The sequence below is a fragment of the Mucilaginibacter gossypii genome, assembly GCF_017569325.2.
Classification (GTDB): Bacteria; Bacteroidota; Bacteroidia; order Sphingobacteriales; family Sphingobacteriaceae; genus Mucilaginibacter; species Mucilaginibacter gossypii.
This window is the reverse complement of record NZ_CP071878.2, coordinates 2,587,210-2,609,174: the sequence shown is the minus strand read 5'-3', so window position 1 is coordinate 2,609,174 and position 21,965 is coordinate 2,587,210. Positions and strand designations below refer to the sequence as shown.

Sequence of the window (21,965 nt, the reverse complement as noted above, 5' to 3'; positions counted from 1 at the left end):
ACCCAGCCCTCTCCAAAGGAGAGGGCTTAAAGTGTGGACTATGATATAAAATAATTAATTAAAATTCCTCCCCTTGGGGAGGTTAGGAGGGGTTTATGTTTAAAAATTACTTAAAAACAGCTTTCCGTACCCTGCGTAAAAACGTGGGGTTTACGGTTATTAATATATTGGGGCTGGCCCTTGGGCTGGCTACATGTCTTATGATTGTGCTATACGTGGCTGATGAGTTGAGTTATGATCGGTTTAACGAGAAAGCCAGCCGTACGTATCGGGTTAATGAAGATCTTAAATTTGGCAACAATAATGTACTTTATGCCGTTGCAATGCCGCCGTTAGCTCAGGCTTTAAAAACAGATCTCCCTGAAGTAGATGAAGCAACCCGGCTTAAAGTAGCGGGAGGTTTCCACGTAAAAAAAGGCAACGAAAGCATATTGGAGTATGGCAACGTTTATGCCGATCCATCGGTTTTTAACGTGTTTACGTTGCCCATGATCAATGGTAACCCGGCTACGGCTTTGAAGGAGCCAAATACAGTAGTAATCACCGAAACTACAGCTAAAAAATACTTTAACAGCACCAATGTTGTTGGTAAAACGCTCGCCATTGATAACAACCAATTATTGAAAATTACCGGGGTTATCAAAGATTTGCCAAAGCAATCGCATTTTCATTTTGATTTTTTTATGTCGATGGCGAGTTGGCCTGACAGCCGCTCTCCGGAATGGTTGAGGAGTGATTATAACACTTACGTGGTGTTGAAACCTGGTACAGATTACAAGTTTTTTGAGAAAAAATTGACTGCTCTTCTGAAAAAATACAGCGAAAGCCAAATGCAAACAGCGCTGCACGTAAATATTGCCGATTTTGAAAAAAGCGGCAGTTATTTCAGGCTTAACCTAACTCCGTTAACCGATATCCATTTGCACTCAAACCGTACCGGTGAGTTGGGCAGCAACAGTTCGGCGCAATATGTTTATATATTTTCGGCCATCGCCATATTTATATTACTCATAGCGGGCATCAACTTTATGAACCTTTCAACAGCACGTTCAGCCAGCAGGGCAAGGGAGGTTGGTGTACGCAAGGTTTTAGGTTCCCCGCGTAAATATTTAATAGCCCAGTTTTTAACTGAATCTGTGTTGGTGACTTTGGCAGCGGCAGTTATAGCTTTTTTTACTGTGTTACTTTTATTGCCGTTGTTTAATCAGGTATCGGGCAAAGAGTTGGTTGTTGGTGTGCAAACCTTAGCCTGGTTGCTTCCTGCTTTACTATTAATTGTACTGGTTGTAGGTTTTGCTGCCGGATCGTATCCTGCTTTTTTCCTTTCGGCATTTCAGCCCATTAATGTGCTAAGCGGTAAACTGGCCGGCGGTTTTAAAGGTAGCATGCTTAGGAGTGTATTGGTGGTATTCCAGTTTTCTATTTCGATATTCCTCATCATTGGTACCATCGTTATTTATAATCAACTCAATTATATTCAAACCAAAAACCTGGGATATAATCGTAATCAGGTGCTTGTTATCAATAATGCATTTGAGTTGGGCAGCCATGCCAAAACCTTCAAAAATGAGGTGAAGCAGTTACAAGATGTGGTTAACGCAACGTTGACAGGTTATTTGCCAACCGGTAAAAACAGGGGAACGTCTATCTTTTATAAAGAGGCTGCGGGCGATCAGAAAACAGCCTTGTTTCCGCAAAGCTGGCGGGTTGATGCCGATTACATTAGCACCCTGGGCATGAAGATCTCTGCCGGGCGAGATTTTTCTACAAGTATGCCAACTGATTCTACCGGATTGGTTATCAACGAAACCGCGGCCAAATTTTTAGGCTTTAGCAATCCTGTTAATAAAACCCTGTACCGCAATATGGATGGCAACAGGGATCACATAAAAGCTTATCATATCATAGGCGTTGTTAAGGATTTTAATTTCAACTCGCTGAGAGAAAATATCAGTCCGATGATTTTTTTAATGGACGAAGACAGTGGAAATCTGAGTATCAGGGTAAGTACAACTAATTTACCGCCCCTCATCGATCAGATAAAAACCAAATGGCAGGGTATGACACAAAGCCAGTTTAGATATTCGTTTATGGATCAGGACTTTGATGCCAATTATCGCGCCGAGCAACGTACGGGCACCATATCTATCATATTTACCGTGCTGGCTATTTCTATTGCCTGCCTTGGTTTGTTTGGCTTAGCCGCTTATGCCGCCGAGCAACGTACCAAAGAAATCGGGATCCGTAAAGTACTTGGTGCAAGTGTATCCGCCATAGTGAATACCTTATCCAGAGATTTTATAAAGCTGGTATTGATCTCCATAGCCATTACAACCCCTTTAGCCTGGTATTTAATGAACAAATGGCTGCAGGATTTCGCTTACCGCATCAGTATACAATGGTGGGTGCTGGTGCTGGCAGGTGCGGGCGCCATGTTAATAGCTATTGTAACAGTAAGTTTCCAATCTATAAAAGCAGCATTGGCAAACCCGGTTAACAGCCTTAAAAATGAGTAGGCAGTAGGCCGTTTGCAGTGGCAGTTAGCAGTTACGTAACAGGAGGATACCAATGAACTAATGAACAATTGAACCAATGAACCATGTTTAGAAATTACCTTAAAACTGCATTTCGCACATTGAAAAAAAATGTGGGATTCACCGCGATTAATGTATTTGGTTTGGCCCTTGGGCTGGCCACATGTTTACTCATTATATTTTATGTGGTTGATGAGCTGAGCTATGACAAGTTCAATGTTAAGGCCGACAGGATCTATCGCGCCAATATGCAGATTAAATTTGGCGGTATCGATCAAAGCTATGCTTCGTCGCCGTCGCCGTTGGCTGCTGTATTTCAAAACGATTATCCCGAGGTTGAACGTGCCTGCCGTTTGTTGCAACGCGGCGGTTATAACGTAAAAAAAGGCAACCAAACCATTCACGAAAACAGGATGGTGTTGGCCGATTCAACGCTATTTGATGTATTTACCCTGCCTATGATAGCCGGCGACCCCAAAAAGGCGCTGGTTGAACCAAATACCGTGGTTATCACTGAAAGTACGGCCAAACGTTATTTTAACAACACGCAGGTAATGGGTAAAACCTTTACGTTTGATGAAAAGCTGCTTTATAAGGTTACCGGCGTAATCAAAGATCTGCCCAGGCAATCTCATTTTCGTTATGATTTTTTCCTGTCGATGGCATCAAATGCCGAAAGCAAAGATGGGGCATGGTTCAGCAATAATTTCAATACCTATGTGCTGCTAAAACCAGGTGTGGATGCCAAAAAGTTTGAAGACAAGTTTCCTGCGTTAATGCACAAATATGCGGGTCCGCAATTGCAAAGTATCTTACATCTCACTTTTGATTCGTTTGAAGGTTCAGGCAACAAATACCAATTGAGCCTTATGCCATTGAAGGATATCCATCTTAAATCAAACTTGGTGTCGGAGCTTGACCATAACGGGAATATCCAGTATGTGTACATTTTTGGCGCGGTGGCGATTTTTATCTTACTGATAGCCTGTGTAAACTTCATGAACCTTTCAACCGCCCGTTCTGCAAACCGGGCCCGGGAGGTAGGGGTACGCAAGGTGCTTGGTTCAAGGCGTCAGTCACTCATTGCCCAGTTCCTGTCAGAGTCTATCATGGTAACGTTTATCGCTACGGTGATAGCCATGCTGACGGCCTATTTTCTGTTGCCGGTATTCAATAATATTGCGGGTAAAACCATGGAGCTTAATATGGGTTCATTGATTTGGCTGATTCCCGCTTTGCTGGTTATGGTTTTGGTGATCGGCTTCCTGGCAGGTTCGTATCCTGCATTTTTTCTTTCCGCATTTCAGCCAATTGATGTTTTAAAAGGAAAGCTTTCCTCTGGCTTTAAGGGTGGCATGTTAAGGAGTTCATTGGTGGTGTTCCAGTTTTTTATATCGATAGTGCTCATCATTGGTACGCTGGTGATCTATAATCAGCTTAAATATATTCAGAATAAAGACCTTGGTTATAACCGCAGCCAGGTATTGGTGATTCATGGCGTGTATGACCTTGGCAACAAGAGCAAGGTGTTAAGAGATGAGGTAAAGCAATTGCCCGGCGTAATGGGGGTAACCATGACAGGCTTTTTGCCAACTTCTGATTACCGGAACAGCAGCAGTGTTTTCCAGGAACGCGGGCTCGACCCTAAAAAAGCAGTGCTTGCACAAACCTGGGTAGTTGACGACAACTACCTGCCAACTCTAGGTATCAAATTGACCAAAGGGCGCAATTTCTCAAGCCAGATGCCAACCGATTCGGCAGCTATGATTGTTAACGAAACTGCTGCCAAACTCATGGGCGTACGCGATCCGCTTAATAAGCCTATGTATTTGCCTATGGATAATATGGCCAAAACTTTTAAAGAATATCATATAGTAGGTGTTATTAAGGATTTTAATTTCGCTTCGCTGCGCAACAACGTAAGCCCGGTAATATTAATGTACGGGCAGGATAAAGGCGCCTTAAGTGTAAAAGTAAATACCGCTAATATCACCGCACTGATGGTCATGATCAGCGACAAATGGAAATCTATAAAACCGGGTAAGGAGTTTGAATATTCGTTTATGGATGACGATTTTGATTCATCGTACCGTGCGGAACAGCGGATGGGCACCATATTCATCATATTTACAAGTTTAACAATTGTGATAGCCTGTTTAGGTTTGTTTGGCCTTGCGGCATATGCGGCCGAACAGCGCACTAAGGAGATAGGCATCCGTAAAGTACTTGGCGCTAATGTAGGCGCTATAGTAGGTATGCTGTCAAAAGATTTTATCAAACTGGTAATGATAGCAATAGTGATAGCCATTCCAGTTGCCTGGGTCGCCATGCAGCAATGGTTGCAGGGCTTTGCCTACCGGCAAAACATACAATGGTGGGTAATAGTATTGGCTGCTGTTTTGGCCGTGTTGATCGCTTTTGTAACCATCAGCTTTCAATCCATCAAGGCGGCACTGGCCAACCCGGTTAGGAGTTTGAAAAATGAATAAAATTAGTTGGCAGATAGCAGCAGCAGGTTACAGTAGCAGATACAGTCCAGCAGGCAGATAAAAGTAAGCGATAAGTACCAATGAACTAATGATACGAAACTATTTAAAAACAGCGTGGCGGAACCTTTATCGTAATAAAGCATTTTCGCTGATCCATATCTTGGGGTTAACCATGGGGATAACCGTTTGCCTGATGATATTCTTGTATATCATGAATGAGTTTAGTGTGGATAATTTTCATAAGCAGGGCAAAAACATTTACAGGGTGATGCGTGGTTTTGATAAAGCGAAAGCACCTACCTCATACCTGTCAGGACCTTATGCGCCTGCTATGCTGAATGATTTTCCGCAGGATGTAAAAATGGCTGTACGCGTTTCGCCGCAAAATAATTTGATCTCTTTTGGTGAAAAATCATTCAACGAGAAGAAAGTTTATGCAGTTGATTCCAATTTTTTCAGCCTGTTTACCTTCCCGTTGCTTAGGGGGGATGCAGCTTCGGCACTAAATAATCCGGGTAGCGTAGTACTCACTGAAACCACAGCAAAAAAATATTTTGGCAGCGTTGAAAATGCGATGGGTAAAGTGGTGAAGATGGATAAACGTTTGCAGTTAAAAGTAACGGGTGTTGCAAAAGACGTACCTTCAAACTCTCACCTTGATTTTGATTTAGTAGTACCGATTGCCAACTATACCCGCGATCCCGGCTTTAATGTTTGGATTAACAATGGCTTGTTTGTTTACCTGCTGTTGAATGAACATAGTAGCCCAGCTGCATTGGAAAGCCATTTTCCGCAGTTTATGGAAAAGTACATGGGCGAAGATATGAAGCGCTTCGGTACTAAATTTAACCTAAGCTTGAGACCCTTCAAAGATATTTATTTTGAAAATGCATCATCGTTTGATAACGTAAAGCATGGCGATAAAACCGTGGTATTTATCTTTATTTCGATAGCTGTGCTCATCATGATCATTGCCTGTATCAATTTTATGAACTTGGCCACCATCCGTGCGGTTGAACGCTCAAGAGAGGTTGGCATGCGCAAGGTTTTAGGCGCATTACGGAACCATTTGGTATGGCAGTTTATTGGCGAGTCGTTGTTGCTGGCGCTTATTTCTTGTATGCTTTCCATTGGGTTATTGTTACTATTAATGCCTGCATACAACAGTCTGCTGGGTTATCAGCTTACCGTTTCCTGGGACAGTGCACCGATTTACCTGTTCCTTCTGGGTGTTATCTTATTTGTGGGTTTCCTTGCTGGGAGTTATCCAGCGATATTTATGTCGGCCTTTTCGCCTATCGAAGCTTTGAAGGGCAAGCTGAAGCTGGGGAAAGGCGGAGCGTTCTTCAGGCAAACGTTAGTCGTGTTCCAGTTTAGTATTTCGGTGTTGCTTATTATTGGCACTATCGTGATCGTTAACCAGATGCGGTATGTGAAAAACAAATCATTAGGTTATGACAAAGAGCAAACGGTTATTGTGAAGATTGATAATAATGACATCTATGATCACAGGCAAACATTTAAACACCAGCTGCAAAATTCGGACTATGTGAAGTCGGTATCCCTGATGTCGGGCGAGCCGGGCGGCTTTTTCGATATGCAGGGTTTTGAGGTTGAAGGTCAGCATGAAACGTTCAAATCCAGGTCGGAATTTGCCGACTTTGAATATGTAAAAACATTTGGCCTGAAAATCATTGCCGGCAGGGATTTTTCATCACAGTTTGCTACTGATACTACGAACTCGGTATTGATCAACCGTACAGCGGCTAAAGAACTGGGTTTTACGCCGCAGCAGGCTATCGGTAAATGGATTAAAAATACGGTGCGTGATAGTAGCCGCCGCACCATCATTGGTGTAGTTGAAGATTTTAACTTCCTTTCACTTAAAGAAAACATGGATGCCCTGGTGATATCGCCAAGCGAAGACAGGCGCGTAGCCGTAATCAAACTAAAATCCGGGGATATCCAGGCCGGTTTGGCTGCTATCAAAAACATTTATGCCGAAGTTGCGCCCGTTTATCCGTTTGAATACAGCTTTCTTGATCAGCAGTTTGATACTACTTACCGCAACGATATCAGGCAGCAGACCATGTTAAGTATATTTTCAGGGTTGGCAATCTTTATAGCTTGTTTAGGCTTGTTTGGTTTAGCCTCGTTTACCGCGGCGAAACGTACCAAGGAGATTGGGGTCCGTAAGGTATTGGGCTCATCGGTACAAAATATCCTTATCCTGATATCAAAAGACCTACTGAAACCGGTGTTATTAGCTACTGTGATAGCTATCCCCCTGGGTTATTACAGCATGGATAAATGGCTGCAAAGTTTCGCTTACAAAACACCTCTTCATTGGTGGATCTTTGGTTTGGCGGCTTTGCTTACATTTGTTATAGCAGTGCTTACCATTAGCTTTCAATCGTTAAAGGCAGCACTTGCAAATCCTATCCGCAGTTTGAGAAGCGAATGAGATCAGTTTGCAGATAGCAGCGGCAATTTGCAGTAGCAGGTGAAGAAATAGAAAATACCCTGAGCCCGTGTCCCCACGGGCTTTTTTATGATGTTCTGTCATTATTAGGTAGCCTGAATTTATTTTCAGCACCATGCAACGTATTTGCTAAACTCCTGGTCTTATTATATATAAACCAAAGATCATTATTATGAAAAAGTATTTACTTGTGTTATTTGTTGCCTGTGCTGGCAGCAGCGCTTTTGCACAAAATAATCAGAAAACACCATACCTCACCAAATCATTATCAGGACAGGCCGTGAAAAATGTAATTGTTAATACTTCGGGCGGCAGTATTACCGTTAGTGGCGCATCGGGCGAAGAACCGAGAGTTGAGGTTTTTATACAAGGTAATAATGGTAATAATGACCTTCCTAAAGAAGAGATCAAAAAGCGTCTTGACGAAAATTATGACCTGAGCATTGATGTTAACGGCGGGGAGCTGCATGCCAAAGCTAAAAGCAAGCACGATGGCAACTGGGATTGGAAGAAATCATTAAGTATTTCGTTCCGTGTGTATGTACCCGGTAGTGTGGCAACTAATCTAAATACCAGCGGAGGCAGTATTCACCTTGATAATTTAACCGGTGCACAGCAATTTGAAACCAGCGGCGGCAGTTTACACCTGGATAAAATTACAGGCACTATTAAAGGCCGTACTTCAGGCGGCAGCATTCATGTAAGCGATTCAAAAGAAAGTATCGATCTGCAAACCTCAGGCGGCAGTATCGAAGCCCGTAACTGCATAGGCCATATCAGGCTTGAAACTTCGGGCGGTTCATTACATTTGGATGGTTTAAAAGGCGATATCAAAGCTACAACCAGTGGCGGTAGTATCAGCGGCAATAAAATCGACGGAGATTTCATTACCGGTACATCTGGCGGCAGCATTAACCTTACAGATTTATCATGCAGCCTTGATGCTTCAACAAGCGCCGGCAGTTTTCATGCGCAGTTTTTAAGTGTAGGTAAATCTGTTAAAATTGATGTGAGCTCAGGCCATGTTGATTTACAGTTACCATCAAAACAAGGTCTTAATCTTGATTTGCGTGCCGATAAGATAGAAACAAATCTTGCCGACAATTTTTCGGGCAGCAAGGATAAAGAAAGGGTGGAAGGCAAACTTAACGGTGGGGGAGCCCTTGTTGAGGTAAGGGGTAATGGTCGTGTTAATCTTAACGTAAACTAATACCGATAATAAAGAACATTGCAAAGGCCTGTTGCTCAAATAGCGACAGGCCTTTTGCGTTGTTTGTAGTGTATCATAACCGAACACATGGTGTTACGTCTTCGTACAGTTTTATTAAGAAATAAATTATAACTGATTGATAATTAATGTCTTGATTTATTGGTATGCATTTTAAAACTATTAAACAGGTTAACCGTACACTCATGTTCAAAAACTACATCAAAACCGCCTGGCGAAGCTTAAGGCGGAACAAAATATTTTCATTTATTAATGTGTTTGGCCTGTCTGTGGGCTTAGCTTGCTGTATGCTTATTTGTGCCTATGTATATAGTGAATTAAATTATGATCAATATCCGGTGCAAGCCAAACAAATGTACCGCATAGGTTTGCGCTCTATTGAAAACAATGGCGTAAGCGAATACCCGTTGGTTGACATTGCAGTAGGACAGGGGATTAAAAATATGTTTCCTGAAGTGCTTGAGACTACAAGGCTTGCCGGTCGTGGGCCGGTTTTTATAAAATATAACGAAAGGCAGTTTAAGGAAGAGCATGTGCAGATGATAGATGCCAATTTCTTTCGCCTGTTTTCGATACCATTGGTAGCCGGTGATGATAAAACCTGCTTCACTGATCCTAACAGCATGGTGATCACCAGGGCTATGGCTACCAAATATTTTGGCAACCAGGAAGCTGTAGGGAAAGCCCTTACTATTGATGGTCAGCCGTATAAGGTAACGGGGGTAATTGACAAAATACCCGATGATTCACACTTTCATGGCGATGCATTTTTGAATATGGTCCCCTTTGTTGAAAATAAAAAACAAACCTGGAGCAACATTGGCTATTTTACTTATGTAGTATTGAATAAAAATGCGGACCCTAAAAAACTGGAAGCCGCTTTTCCGGAAATGGTACGGAAATTTGTTGTGCCCGAAATTGCTCATGATATGGGCGCAAGCATAGCACAGGCAAGTAAATCTGTCAATACGTTCCTGTTTTTCCTGCAACCGTTAAGTGATATTCACCTGCACTCTGCAACCAAATATGAACTGGAGCCCAATGGGGATATTCATTATGTGTATATATTTGGTGCGCTGGCAGTTTTTATATTGATATTGGCCTGCATCAATTTTACCAACCTTTCAACGGCAAGTTCGGCCAAACGATCAAAAGAAGTGGGTATCCGTAAAGTGCTTGGTTCTGAAAAAAGCGGGCTTGTTTCACAGTTCCTTACGGAGTCGGTTATGCTAACCTTGGGGGCTTTATTGTTGGCATTGGGTATTGTATACCTGCTGTTGCCGCTGTTCAATGGTTTAGCGGGGAAACATATCGAACTCGGGTTTTTCCTGAGCCCTGTGGCCTTGCTTGTTGAATTGGTTACAGCTTTTTTAGTTGGCATTCTGGCAGGCATCTATCCGGCGTTCTTTCTGTCATCATTCCAGATCATCGCTGTTTTAAAAGGCAATGGTGCTACAAAAGCCGAAGGAAAGGGCATTCTGCGCAGCGGGTTGATCATTTTTCAGTTTGCGGTATCCACCGCGCTTATCATAGCAACTTTTGTGGTATATCAGCAATTGCGCTATATGCAAAACAAAAAGCTGGGTTATGATAAGGATCAGGTATTGGTAGTTAATGATGCCTACACTTTGGGCCACAATATCGATGCCTTTAAAAATCAGCTTTTGCGTAATCCGCAGGTGTTAAATGCTACCATCTCAAGCAGTGTACCGGGTAAATTGGATGGTGTTGACGGTACCCAGATAGACGCTAAAGAATTTGACGATAAAGGTGGCCATGCCGAAATTCATACCAATATCTACCACGTAGATGAAAGTTATGTGCCAACTTTAGGTTTACAAGTTATCAACGGACGTAATTTTTATCAATCTTTCCCCGGCGATTCGATGTCGGTTGTGGTTAACGAGGCTTTAGTAAAAGGCCTGGGATGGGGTAATACCAATCCAATAGGTAAAACTATTGTGCGCTCGGCGCGTGCGCAATACAAGGTTGTAGGTGTGGTTAAAGATTTTCATTACGCTTCGGCCAGGCAAAAAATAGCACCATTAATGCTTTTATCGGGGCATAGTACAGGTACATTAATTTTGAAGGTTAAAACTGCTGATGTAAAATCTCTGATTTCGAGCCTTAAAACCGAATGGGATAATTTCAGACCGGAGGCACCTTTCAGTTATTCATTTCTTGACGAGCAATACGCGTCACTTTATGCCTCTGAGCAGCAAACCGGCAAAATATTTACAGTATTCTCCTGCGTGGCTCTAATCATTGCCAGTTTAGGTTTATTCGGCCTCGCAGCTTTCATGATCAGGCTTAGGGTTAAAGAGATCGGCATTCGCAAAGTGCTGGGCGCATCAACCGGGAATATAACAGTCATGTTATCGAAGGAGTTTTTGAGGCTCATCGTTATTGCTTCTGTCATATCGTTCCCGGTAACATGGTTTGCCATGAACAAGTGGCTGCAGGATTTTGCATATCGCATCAGCATCCAATGGTGGGTATTTTTACTGGCAGGCGCTATAGCGTTGATAGTTGCAGCTGTTACTATAAGCTTTCAATCGGTTAAGGCGGCTTTGGCTAATCCGGTTAAAAGCCTACGATCGGAATAGGTCATTGGGTTATTTGCTTTGCGTCATTAGGTCATTGAAACGCGGGCAAGAAAAAAAATGATTTAATGACTCAATGACCAAACAAAATGACTTAATGAAATAACCATGATAAAGAATTATTTACGGAGTGCCTTTCGCAATATTGCCAGGCATAAATTTATTTCGTTCATCAACATATTTGGTTTAACCATAGGGTTAACCTGTTGTTTGCTTATTTTAACTTATATAGTTAAAGAGCTTAGTTATGATAAGTTTAATCACAACGCCCCCAATATTTACCGGGTAAGCCGGAGTTTTAATACCGGCGATGGCATTGTTAACCTGCATTTGGGTGCGGTAGCGCCGCCATTTGGCCCATTGCTTAAAAACGAGTTTCCGGATATTAAAATGGTTACCCGATTGTTTCCTAATGGCGATGTGGTTTTGCGTTATAAGGAAAAGTTGTTCACCGAGACCGGATCATATTTTGCCGACGAGAACTTTTTTAAATTCTTTGATCTGAAAACTGTTGCCGGCGATCCTAAAAGTGCCCTTAACGAGCCTTATACGGTAATGATGACCGAAGAGATGGCACACAAATACTTCGGAAACGAAGACCCGATAAATAAGGAGATCAGGCTTGATAATACCGCCAATTTTAAGGTTACCGGTATTTTTAAGCCCTTCCCGGCTAACTCGCAAATGCACCCGCAAATGCTGCTCTCTTTCAATACTCTGAACGATGATAAAATTTACGGCAGAAATGCCTTACAAACCAACTGGGGCAATAACTCATTTTTTACCTATCTCTTGCTGCCCGATAATTATAACATAGATCGTATCAGCTCGCAATTTCCGGCATTCATAGATAAGTATATGAATTCTCCCGGGCAGCCGCGGCAATCAAAATTCACCCAGTTGCATATTCAACGGTTCCTGGATATTCACTTGCATTCCCATCTCGACGATGAGGTAGAACAAAATGGCGATATCAATAGGGTTTACATTTTTTCGGCCATCGCCCTGTTTATTTTGCTGATAGCCTGTATCAACTACATGAACCTGTCTACCGCCCGCTCAACGCTTAGAGCTAAAGAGATTGGGATTCGTAAGGTGATAGGCGCACAGCAAAAAGAGATTATTACTCAATTTTTAAGCGAATCTGTGTTGATCACTTATTTTTCGCTTGTACTGGCCTTGAGTTTAACATGGTTGCTGCTGCCGCTTATCAATCAGCTTTCGGAACTTGGCCTTTCAATCAATAGTTTATTTCAACCGGTAATTTTAGTTTCGGTATTATTGTTGCCGCTTGTTATCGGGTTGATCAGCGGTATTTATCCGGCTATCTTTATGTCGTCATTTAAACCTATAAAAGTTCTGAAAGGCATTCTCAAAGTAGGTTCGGGCAACCTTTCTTTCCGCAAAGTGTTGGTAGTTGTTCAGTTCTCAATTTCAATAATCCTCATCGTTGCCACTACAATCGTTTTTCAGCAGTTAAGATATATTCAAACCAAATCACTTGGCTTTAATAAAGATCATGTGGTGTTGCTAAACGGCGGTATCCCTGCTAACCAGTTTGAAGCATTCCGGGCCGATATATTGCGCGATCCGCTTATAAAAGATATTGGCCGCTCATCTCGTATTCCATCAGGACGATTGCTGGATGACCAGGGCGCTTCTGTTTTTGACGGAGATAAGGCTTTGCCTGTTAAAGCTGATATTAAATGTATCAATACCGATTATGGCTTTATCTCAACCTATGGTATCAAGATGGCCGCCGGCAGAAATTTTAGCAGGGATTTTGCTACCGACAGCAATAATTTTGTGATTAATGTGGCCACGGTAAAGGTGCTGGGTTGGAAAACTCCTGAAAATGCCATTGGCAAGGATATGAGCTATGGCAGCACAAGGGGCAAAGTGATAGGAGTGGTCGATGATTTTCATTTTGAATCTTTACATCAAAACATCATTCCGTTATTAATGGAGATGCCCGCATTTGCCAATAACAACTACGGCAGAACCTCGGTTAAAATTTCAGGATCAAATGTCAACGCAGCATTGGCAACCCTCCAGGAAACCTGGAAAAAATACCAGCCCGAAAAACCTTTCCGGTACGGGTTTATTGACGAGCGTATCCAGAGATTGTACGAAAGTGAGCAGCAACAAAGCCATCTGTTCAGCATATTTGCAGGCCTGGCTATCTTCATTGCTTGCTTAGGCTTATTCGGACTTTCGGCCTTCACCATATCACAACGGGTAAAAGAAATTGGTGTGCGCAAGGTACTCGGTGCAAGTATCCCGCAAATTGTTACCGAACTTTCAAAAGACTTTTTGAAGCTGGTGATCATAGCGTCGGTAATTGCTTTACCAATAGCATGGTATGCTATGAGTAAATGGCTCCTTGATTTTGCCTTCAGGATAAGCATACAGTGGTGGGTATTTGTAATGGCCGGGGTAATAGCATTGATCATTGCTTTTGCAACTATCAGCTATCAATCAATAAAAGCAGCAATGGCAAACCCGGTGAAAAGTTTGCGTTCTGAATAAATTCATCATCAGGTCATTTTGCTCCGCGTCATTAAGTCATTCTTTGATTAGCGCGAGGCAAAAATGGCTTAATGACCTAATGATATAATGACCTGACAATATGTTTAAAAACTATTTTAAAATCGCATTACGTAGCTTTTGGAGGCATAAATTTTTCACCTTCATCAATGTTATCGGTTTATCTATCGGCATCAGTTCGGCTCTGGTGATTTACCTGATAGTTCATTTTGATTTTACTTTTAATCAAAACTTTGATAACGGCGACCGCATTTACCGGGTAGTATCAAACTATACCTTTTCTGGCGAAGAAGCGCATAACCGCGGCGTATCAGGCCCGGTGCCCGAGGCCGTAAGAAACGGTGTGAGTGGGGTGGAACTTACCGTGCCATTTTTCCTGTTGAATCAGCCTAATATATTTATCCCCGGAAAAGCAGGCGTTCCTGTTAAGTTTAAATTACAGGATAACGTGATCCTTGCGGATGGCAGGTATTTCAGCATGTTTAAATACAACTGGCTTGCAGGTTCGGCCAGTACTGCCTTGAATGCGCCAAACCAAACCGTACTCACTTCAGATCAGGCAAAAAAATATTTCCCTCAGCTGTCATATAGCCAGATGATGGGCCGGGTAATCACTTATGATACTATTAGTGTGGCCGTGAGTGGCATTGTTGAACCATTAAAGGGCAATAACGATTTTACTTTTCACGATTTTATCTCTTATTCAACAGCAAAAGCTAATAAAGCGCTGTCTGACGAACTAAGCCTTACCAGTTGGGGAGGTACTACTTCATCATCCATACTTTTTGTTAAGCTGGCGCCCAACGCCACTGCAGCTAATTTTGAAAAGCAACTAAATATTATTCTTAAAAAGAATGATCCTCCAAAACCCGAAAACAGGGGCAACACACGTAATTTTGTCTTACAGCCTTTGAGCGATCTGCATTTTAACAGTATATATGGAACATTTGATTCCGGTAATCCAGCTAACAAAACAACGCTTTACGGTTTACTGGTTATAGCTGCTTTCCTGTTGTTATTAGGTTGCATTAATTTTGTTAATTTAACTACCGCACAGGCCACTCAAAGGGCCAAGGAAATTGGCGTACGTAAAACAATGGGGAGCAGCCGCGCCCAGCTCATTACCCAGTTTCTGAGCGAAACATTCATCATAACCCTTTTGGCAGTTATCATTTCCGTTGCATTGGCACCCGCTATATTAAAACTGTTTAAAGATTTCATAGCCGAAGGTGTTAAACTTGACCTGCTACACCAGCCCCATCTTTTTGTGTTTCTGTTTTTATTGATAATAGTGGTAAGCTTATTGTCAGGCTTTTACCCCGCGGCTTTGCTATCAGGCTACAAACCTGTTTTAGTGCTTAAAAATCAGGCTTCATCAAACACCGGTAAAACACGTAATGCGTGGCTACGTAAATCATTAACAGTAACTCAATTTGTTATTGCCCAGTTTTTTATAATGGCTACAGTGCTGGTAGGCAAACAAATTCACTATGCACTTACAAAAAATCTCGGTTTTAAAAAGGATGCCATCCTGATTATCAATTCACCCTGGAAAAATCGAACGCTTAGTAAGAACCAGGTATTTATGAATAAATTAAAGGCAATGCCACAGGTTGAGTTGGTAAGTGCAGGTAAGGCCGCTCCATCATCAACCAGCACCAATTCTACGGAAGCTACCTATATAGATGGCAAAAAGGAAATAAAGATTGAGTTGTACGAAAAGTACGGCGACCCTAATTATATTAATGTATACAAGCTGAAGCTTTTGGCCGGACGTAATATACAATATGGCGATAGTACCAGGGCATTTTTAATTAATAATACTTACGCAAAACTAATAGGGTTTAAAAATCCGGCTGATGCTGTAGGTAAATACATTGATAAATTTAATGGCGATAAAAGAATGCAGATCATAGGTGTAGTGGCCGACTTTTATTCCGAATCATTGCACTCACCAATTAAACCTACCTGCATTCAGATCAGTGATGGTTACTATAACAATGGTACCTTTCATATAGCGCTTAAGCCGCAAACCGCTGGAGGCAACGAATGGAAAAAAGTTATTGCATCGATGGAAAAAGCATGGAAAGAAATTTATCCTGAGGATGATTTTGAATATAGCTTTTTTGATGAAAGCATCGCCAAATTTTACAATGCTGAGCAACATACATCAACTTTGCTAACCTGGGCAACCGGTTTATCGATCTTTATCAGCTGCCTTGGTTTATTAGGTTTGGCCATTTATAATACCAATCAACGCACCAAAGAGATCGGTGTACGGAAAGTACTTGGCGCTACAGTAGCGCAGATAGTCACCCTGCTTTCAACCGAGTTGGTGATGCTCATTGTACTGGCCTTTGTATTGGTAACTCCACTGGCCTGGTATGCCATGAACAAATGGATGGAAAGCTTTGCAGACCGCACAACCATCAGTTGGTGGATTTTTGTGGTAAGTGGCGGCGGAATGTTATTGACAGCATTGGTCACTTCAAGTTTTCAAACCATCAAGGCGGCGTTGGCTAATCCAACAAAGAGTTTACGTTCGGAATAATTGGTCATTGAGTCAGTTGCTTCGCGTCATTAGGTCATTTTGATTGATGACTTAGAAAAGCAAAATGACTTAATGACTATGCAATAATGACTCAATGACTAATTAATATGCTCAGAAATTATTTTAAAGTAGCGTTCCGTAATTTGGGAAAGCACCGCACTATTAGTTTGATTAATATTGCGGGGCTCACCATCGGCATCACCGCGGCGGTGTTTATTATGCTATGGGTACAAAACGAGTTCAGTTTTGATAATTACCACCCGGACGTTGATAATATCTACCGGGTAAAAACGAAATTGAGCCTAACTAAAGACGAAGTCTGGGACTGGGAGTCGTCTCCTTATATGTTAGGGCCTGTTGCAAAGCAGGAAATACCCGGTTTAAAGAATTATACATTTTTGTGGCCCGGCTATATGATAACGGTGCATCACAATAATCAGCTGATATCCGAAAAAAAGTATGCGTATATAGATGCCAATTGGTTTAAAGTATTCCATTATGACTTTGTTGATGGCAGCGCCGATAGCTTTTCAAAAAATCCATTTAGTTTAATCCTCACACAATCAACAGCAAAAAAATATTTCGGTAACGGCGAAGCCGTTGGCAAAATGCTAAAGGTTGACTCCATGAACTATCAAGTACAGGCAGTAGTTAAGGATAATCCGGCAAACTCAAGCTTTCAGTACGATATCCTGATCCCGGTTGAAGCTAAACTAAGCAATGCGCATGAAAAAGAACAGGCGAGCAATTGGGGTAACTATAGCGGCCTCACATTTTTAAAGCTGCAGCCGGGCGTAAATATTAAAAAGGTAGGCCAAAAGCTAACCCAAATTATCAGGAAAAATAACAAGGGCAGCGAAAACACAACCATGAGTGTGATAGGCCTCAAGGATATCCATTTTGAAAGTGGTTTGCTAAGCACCTCATTTGAAAACGGCAACCGCAAATTGGTTAACATCTTCCTGATCCTGGCTTTTTTACTTTTGGCAACGGCATGCATTAACTATGTAAACCTAACTACCGCAAGGGCAAGCGTACGTTCAAAAGAAGTAAGCGTGCGTAAAATTGTAGGTGCAGGCAGGAGGCAGCTTTTTGCCCAGTTTATGTCCGAATCATTGGTTGTTAGTTTCTTATCATTATTATTTGCTATTTTATTTATCCAGATTTGCCTGCCCTGGTTTAACCAGGTTACCGAAAAGCATTTTGTACAACCACTAACATCCGGTATTACATGGTTGATATTGTTGGGTACACTGATAGTTTGCTTTGTTTTCAATGGCTTATATCCGGCTGTATTATTATCGTCATTTAAGCCATTAAGTGTGTTTAAGGGTAGGTCGTTATTGAATTTTAAAGATGGTGGCATCCGTAAAACGCTGGTTGTTTTGCAGTTTGGTATCTCTGTGATGCTTATCATCAGCACAATGATCATTTATCGCCAGCTTAATTTTATGAAAAATGCTGATTTAGGTTATAAGCGCGAACATGTTTTTGTAATGACTATACCATGGCAGGTGCTTGGCTTAGACGATAAGACAAGAGAGTCGAAATTAAAAAGCATCGCCAGCGAATTAACACAGCAAAGCGCGATAGCTGAGGTCTCTCAATCGGCCAACGATGCCTTTTTTAATAATAGCAACAAGGTTTCAGGATCAATGGATTGGGAAGGCAGGCCACTTGATTATAAACCTTCGGTTTCCACCATATCGGCCGACGAAAAATTTCAACATATACTAAGCCTTAAAATGGCCGACGGGCATTGGTTTGATAAAAATGGCTCGGATCAGCATAATGTAATTTTGAATGAAACCGCAGTGAAACAGCTTGGGATTCATAAACCCGTTATCGGGCAGCGGTTTAAGTTTAACGGCGACTCTGGCATAGTAGCCGGCGTGGTGAAAGATTTTAACTTCAGGAGTCTTCATGAAAAGATAGGCCCTATGCTTATTAATAATCATACCGATTGGGCACGGAGCTTTTATATTAAAACAACTCCAGGTAATACGGCGGTAGCTATAAAGATAGCCCAAAATGTATGGAATGAATTTGTTCCCGACCAGCCGTTTGATTATAGTTTTATTGATGACGGGTACAATAAACTTTACCATGCTGAACAGCGTTCGTCAACATTGATAGCCGCTTTCGCCATTATAGCCATTGCAATATCGGCCATGGGTTTACTCGGCCTGGCAGCCTTTGCCGCCGAACAGCGGGTAAAAGAAATAGGTATTCGTAAAGTGCTTGGCGCCAGTGTTCAAAATATAATAGGACTGCTATCTGCCGAGTTTTTAAAAACAGTTGTCATAGCCAACATCGTTGCTTTCCCGGTGGCCTGGTACATGATGAACAAATGGCTGCAGGATTTCGCATACCGCACAAATATCACATGGTGGATCTTTGCCGTTGCCGCGTGCATAGCACTTTTAATAGCGTTAATAACTGTAAGCATCCAATCTATTAAAGCTGCACTGGCCAACCCGGTAAATAGCTTAAGGAGCGAATAGGGAGGTTAGAGATTAGGTTTTGGAACAGCAGTCAGTTTGCGAACAGCAAAATGCTTTCAGATATGATTTGAAGGCATTTTGTTGTTGATACTCCGAAACTTAGAAATGGTAGACGCGTTCAACCTCTAACCTCTAACCTCTAACCTCTAACCTCTAACCTCTAACCTCTAACCTCTAACCTCTAACCTCTAACCTCTAACCTCTAACCTCTAACCTCTAACCTCTAACTTTAACACATTTTAACTACTCATTTAAAGGGTTTTGCGTATCATCGTATAAAGTATTTGATATGATAAAAAACTACTTTAAAATAGCCTGGCGTAACCTTTGGAAACATAAGTTTTACACCTTTATTAATATGTTTGGCCTGGCGCTGAGCATAGGCTGCAGTATTATACTTTGTCAGTTTATTACCTATCATTTGAGTTTTGATACTTATCACCATGATGCCAAACAGGTATATAGGGTTGTTCACCAGCTTACTTTTGATGATGGCATGCCGTTATATGACCAGGGAGCGCCTTTGGCTTTGGCAAGAGATGTGAAAGCGAACAATCCGCAGGTGAAAGATGTAGGTGTGTTATTACGAATGCATGATATCAATGTCAGCATTCCTCAAAATGATGGGGCTGGTAAAAAAATGTTTGCCGAGCATGAAAATATCAGCATAACCGATGGCCATTTTTTTAATTTATTCGATTACGGGTGGGAGCAAGGCAATCAGAATACCGCTCTTACCGAACCTAATACCGTAGTTTTAAGTCACTATCTTGCCGAAAAGTATTTTGGCAGCCAGGAGGTTATCGGAAAAACTATCAGGGTTGATAATAAGAATACCTTCAGGGTAACAGGTGTTGTTAAAGATCACCCGGCTAATACTGATATCAAAGCAGATCTGTTTCTTTCTCTCGCCACATTAAAAAATATCTATCCCGATATTGCTAATGGCCTTCAAAATGACTGGGGCTTTATCAATTCAACTAACTCAATTTATTTAGAACTTAAGGATGGAGCAAATCCGCAATCGGTAGAAAAAGATATCAATCGGTTGAATGTGAAATTACATGGTGCGGAAGCCGCAAAACCATACCATTTTATGATGCTTCCGCTAAGCGAAGTGCATTTCGACGGCCGCTTTGCGGGTGTTATCCAACGCTCTTTATTGGTAACCCTTGGTATAATTAGTTTGCTGCTCATTATTATTGCTTGCGTTAACTTCATCAATATGGCTACAGCCCAAAGCTTTAAGCGGGCCAAGGAGATAGGTACCCGCAAAGTTTTAGGCAGCTCACCAGGAGCGATATTTATCCAGTTTATTTCCGAAACATCATGTATCGTAGTTTTTGCGGCATTGTTATCATTTGTAATGGTGATTACAGCCATCCCGGTGTTGAATAATTGGCTGCAAACTCAACTGAGCTTTAAGCTTTTTAATGACTATCGTCTTGCTGGTTTTACTGTAGTTGTTTTAGTCATTATCATAATAGCTGCCGGTTCATATCCCGCACTGATATTAAGCAGGTTTAAGCCTGTAAACGCTTTGAAAAACCAGGTTGGCGGTAAAACGCACGCTGCTGGTTTTACCCGTAAAGGTTTAATTGTGGTTCAAAACATAATAGCCCAGGTGCTTATCATTAGCACGATATTGATAGCCATGCAGGTTAAATATCTTAAAACTGCTGACCTCGGTTTTAATAAAAATGCCGTTGTAATGATTCCGGTGCCAGATAATGATAAAAGTAAAACCAATTATTTGCGTAACCAGTTGTTGGCCGATCCTGCGATAAAAAGTATTTCATTTTGTTATCGTGCGCCATCTTCTACTGCTGATAAAGGCGGATCAATTAAATTTGATACCCGCGACTGGGAAAAATTTGTTGGGTATACTCAGATAGGTGATGCCGACTATGTTAAAACTTTTGGAATGCAGTTAATTGCGGGCCGCAATATTGTTGAAGCCGACACCGCCCGTGAATACCTGGTTAACGAAGTGCTGATACATAAATTAGGTTTAAAAGACCCGAAACAAGCTATCGGCAGGTTTTTTACCGCCGGGGATTTATCCAACAATCCGGGAGTTATAGTAGGTGTGGTTAAAGACTTTCATGCCAAATCATTATACACAGCTATAGCACCCGAATATATTTCCACCTTCAGAAAAGGATATCAATATGCAGGCGTAAAAATCGGTTCGGGTAACCCTTCAGCTGTTATCGACCGTATTAAGAAAGAGTGGCAGGCTGTTTATCCGGATAATGTATTTGAATACCGCTTTCTCGACCAGCAAATAGCCGATTTTTATCAAAAGGAAGATCTGTTAAATAAGCTGATCATCTCGAGCGCGATAATTGCCATTTTTATCAGCTGCCTTGGTTTACTTGGCCTGATATCGCTGTTAACGCTTCAGCGTACCAAAGAGATCGGCATCCGTAAAGTGCTTGGTGCATCGGTAACCAATATAACAGGTTTGCTTTCTGTTGATTTTCTGAAATTGGTACTGATTGCTGTTATTGTGGCATCGCCTATTGCCTGGCTTATGATGAGCAAATACCTTCAAAATTTTGCTTACCGGATAGATATTCAATGGTGGGTATTTGTGCTGGCTGCTTTTGTAGCGCTGCTGATAGCATTTATCACAGTAAGTTTTCAATCCGTTAAGGCAGCGATGGCAAACCCTGCTGAGAGTTTGAGGTCGGGAGAATAGAGTTTATTTTTATAGATTATTTCTCGCAAAGACACGAAAATTCTAAAAATAAATTTGCGTCTTCGCGCCTTTGCGTGATTATTTATTTAACCGGCGAGGGCACAAGTGAGCCTTACAGTTGCCTGCACACAACACTTGCGCCAGTGGAGGGTAGAGGTGACCGGAAAATAAATTTCTAAATCGAACATCCCAAATCCGAAATTAAACTCACTGTATCAATACCGTACACAAGGTGTTACACTTACGAACAGTTGATGTTTTTTATTTGATTTAAATAATTGATATTCAGTTGATTTTGGTTTTGGTATAGCTTTTACATCAGT

Annotated in this window: 9 protein-coding genes; all 9 read left to right on the top strand. The window is 41.7% G+C overall.

Translation table 11 applies throughout. The annotated features are described in order from the left end of the window. The first annotated feature begins 95 nt into the window (after positions 1–95). Positions 96–2,516: an ABC transporter permease gene (locus J3L18_RS10905; RefSeq protein WP_129571568.1), complete on the top strand. Its 2,421-nt coding sequence runs from the start codon at positions 96–98 to the stop codon at positions 2,514–2,516. Between the two features lie 83 nt (positions 2,517–2,599). Next, positions 2,600–5,023, top strand: coding sequence for an ABC transporter permease (locus tag J3L18_RS10900; RefSeq protein ID WP_129571567.1), 2,424 nt, complete (start codon positions 2,600–2,602; stop codon positions 5,021–5,023). Between the two features lie 88 nt (positions 5,024–5,111). Next, entirely contained in the window at positions 5,112–7,487 is a 2,376-nt protein-coding gene (locus tag J3L18_RS10895; RefSeq protein WP_129571566.1) for an ABC transporter permease, read from the top strand. Between the two features lie 190 nt (positions 7,488–7,677). Then, the gene (locus J3L18_RS10890; RefSeq protein WP_129571565.1) at positions 7,678–8,715 is read left to right on the top strand and encodes a DUF4097 family beta strand repeat-containing protein; all 1,038 of its coding nucleotides are present in this window, start codon (positions 7,678–7,680) and stop codon (positions 8,713–8,715) included. 164 nt (positions 8,716–8,879) lie between these two features. Beyond that, the gene (locus tag J3L18_RS10885; RefSeq protein WP_208102463.1) at positions 8,880–11,339 is read left to right on the top strand and encodes an ABC transporter permease; all 2,460 of its coding nucleotides are present in this window, start codon (positions 8,880–8,882) and stop codon (positions 11,337–11,339) included. A gap of 105 nt (positions 11,340–11,444) precedes the next feature. Continuing rightward, positions 11,445–13,865 (top strand): ABC transporter permease, encoded by a 2,421-nt coding sequence (locus J3L18_RS10880; protein WP_129571563.1) that lies wholly within the window; start codon positions 11,445–11,447, stop codon positions 13,863–13,865. 100 nt (positions 13,866–13,965) lie between these two features. Then, positions 13,966–16,434: an ABC transporter permease gene (locus J3L18_RS10875; protein ID WP_129571562.1), complete on the top strand. Its 2,469-nt coding sequence runs from the start codon at positions 13,966–13,968 to the stop codon at positions 16,432–16,434. A 107-nt stretch (positions 16,435–16,541) separates the two neighbouring features. Further along, positions 16,542–18,938, top strand: a complete 2,397-nt coding sequence (locus tag J3L18_RS10870; protein WP_129571561.1) for an ABC transporter permease — start codon at positions 16,542–16,544, stop codon at positions 18,936–18,938. A gap of 289 nt (positions 18,939–19,227) precedes the next feature. Next, positions 19,228–21,642 carry an ABC transporter permease gene (locus J3L18_RS10865; RefSeq protein ID WP_129571560.1) on the top strand — a complete coding sequence of 805 codons (2,415 nt, stop codon included), beginning with the start codon at positions 19,228–19,230 and terminating at the stop codon, positions 21,640–21,642. Positions 21,643–21,965: the final 323 nt, after the last annotated feature.

Coding starts and splice junctions, on each gene's coding strand:
- J3L18_RS10870 (WP_129571561.1), top strand. CDS start 16,542: ATGCTCAGAAATTATTTTAAAGTAGCGTTCCGTAATTTGGGAAAGCAC.
- J3L18_RS10880 (WP_129571563.1), top strand. CDS start 11,445: ATGATAAAGAATTATTTACGGAGTGCCTTTCGCAATATTGCCAGGCAT.
- J3L18_RS10900 (WP_129571567.1), top strand. CDS start 2,600: ATGTTTAGAAATTACCTTAAAACTGCATTTCGCACATTGAAAAAAAAT.
- J3L18_RS10890 (WP_129571565.1), top strand. CDS start 7,678: ATGAAAAAGTATTTACTTGTGTTATTTGTTGCCTGTGCTGGCAGCAGC.
- J3L18_RS10905 (WP_129571568.1), top strand. CDS start 96: ATGTTTAAAAATTACTTAAAAACAGCTTTCCGTACCCTGCGTAAAAAC.
- J3L18_RS10885 (WP_208102463.1), top strand. CDS start 8,880: ATGCATTTTAAAACTATTAAACAGGTTAACCGTACACTCATGTTCAAA.
- J3L18_RS10875 (WP_129571562.1), top strand. CDS start 13,966: ATGTTTAAAAACTATTTTAAAATCGCATTACGTAGCTTTTGGAGGCAT.
- J3L18_RS10865 (WP_129571560.1), top strand. CDS start 19,228: ATGATAAAAAACTACTTTAAAATAGCCTGGCGTAACCTTTGGAAACAT.
- J3L18_RS10895 (WP_129571566.1), top strand. CDS start 5,112: ATGATACGAAACTATTTAAAAACAGCGTGGCGGAACCTTTATCGTAAT.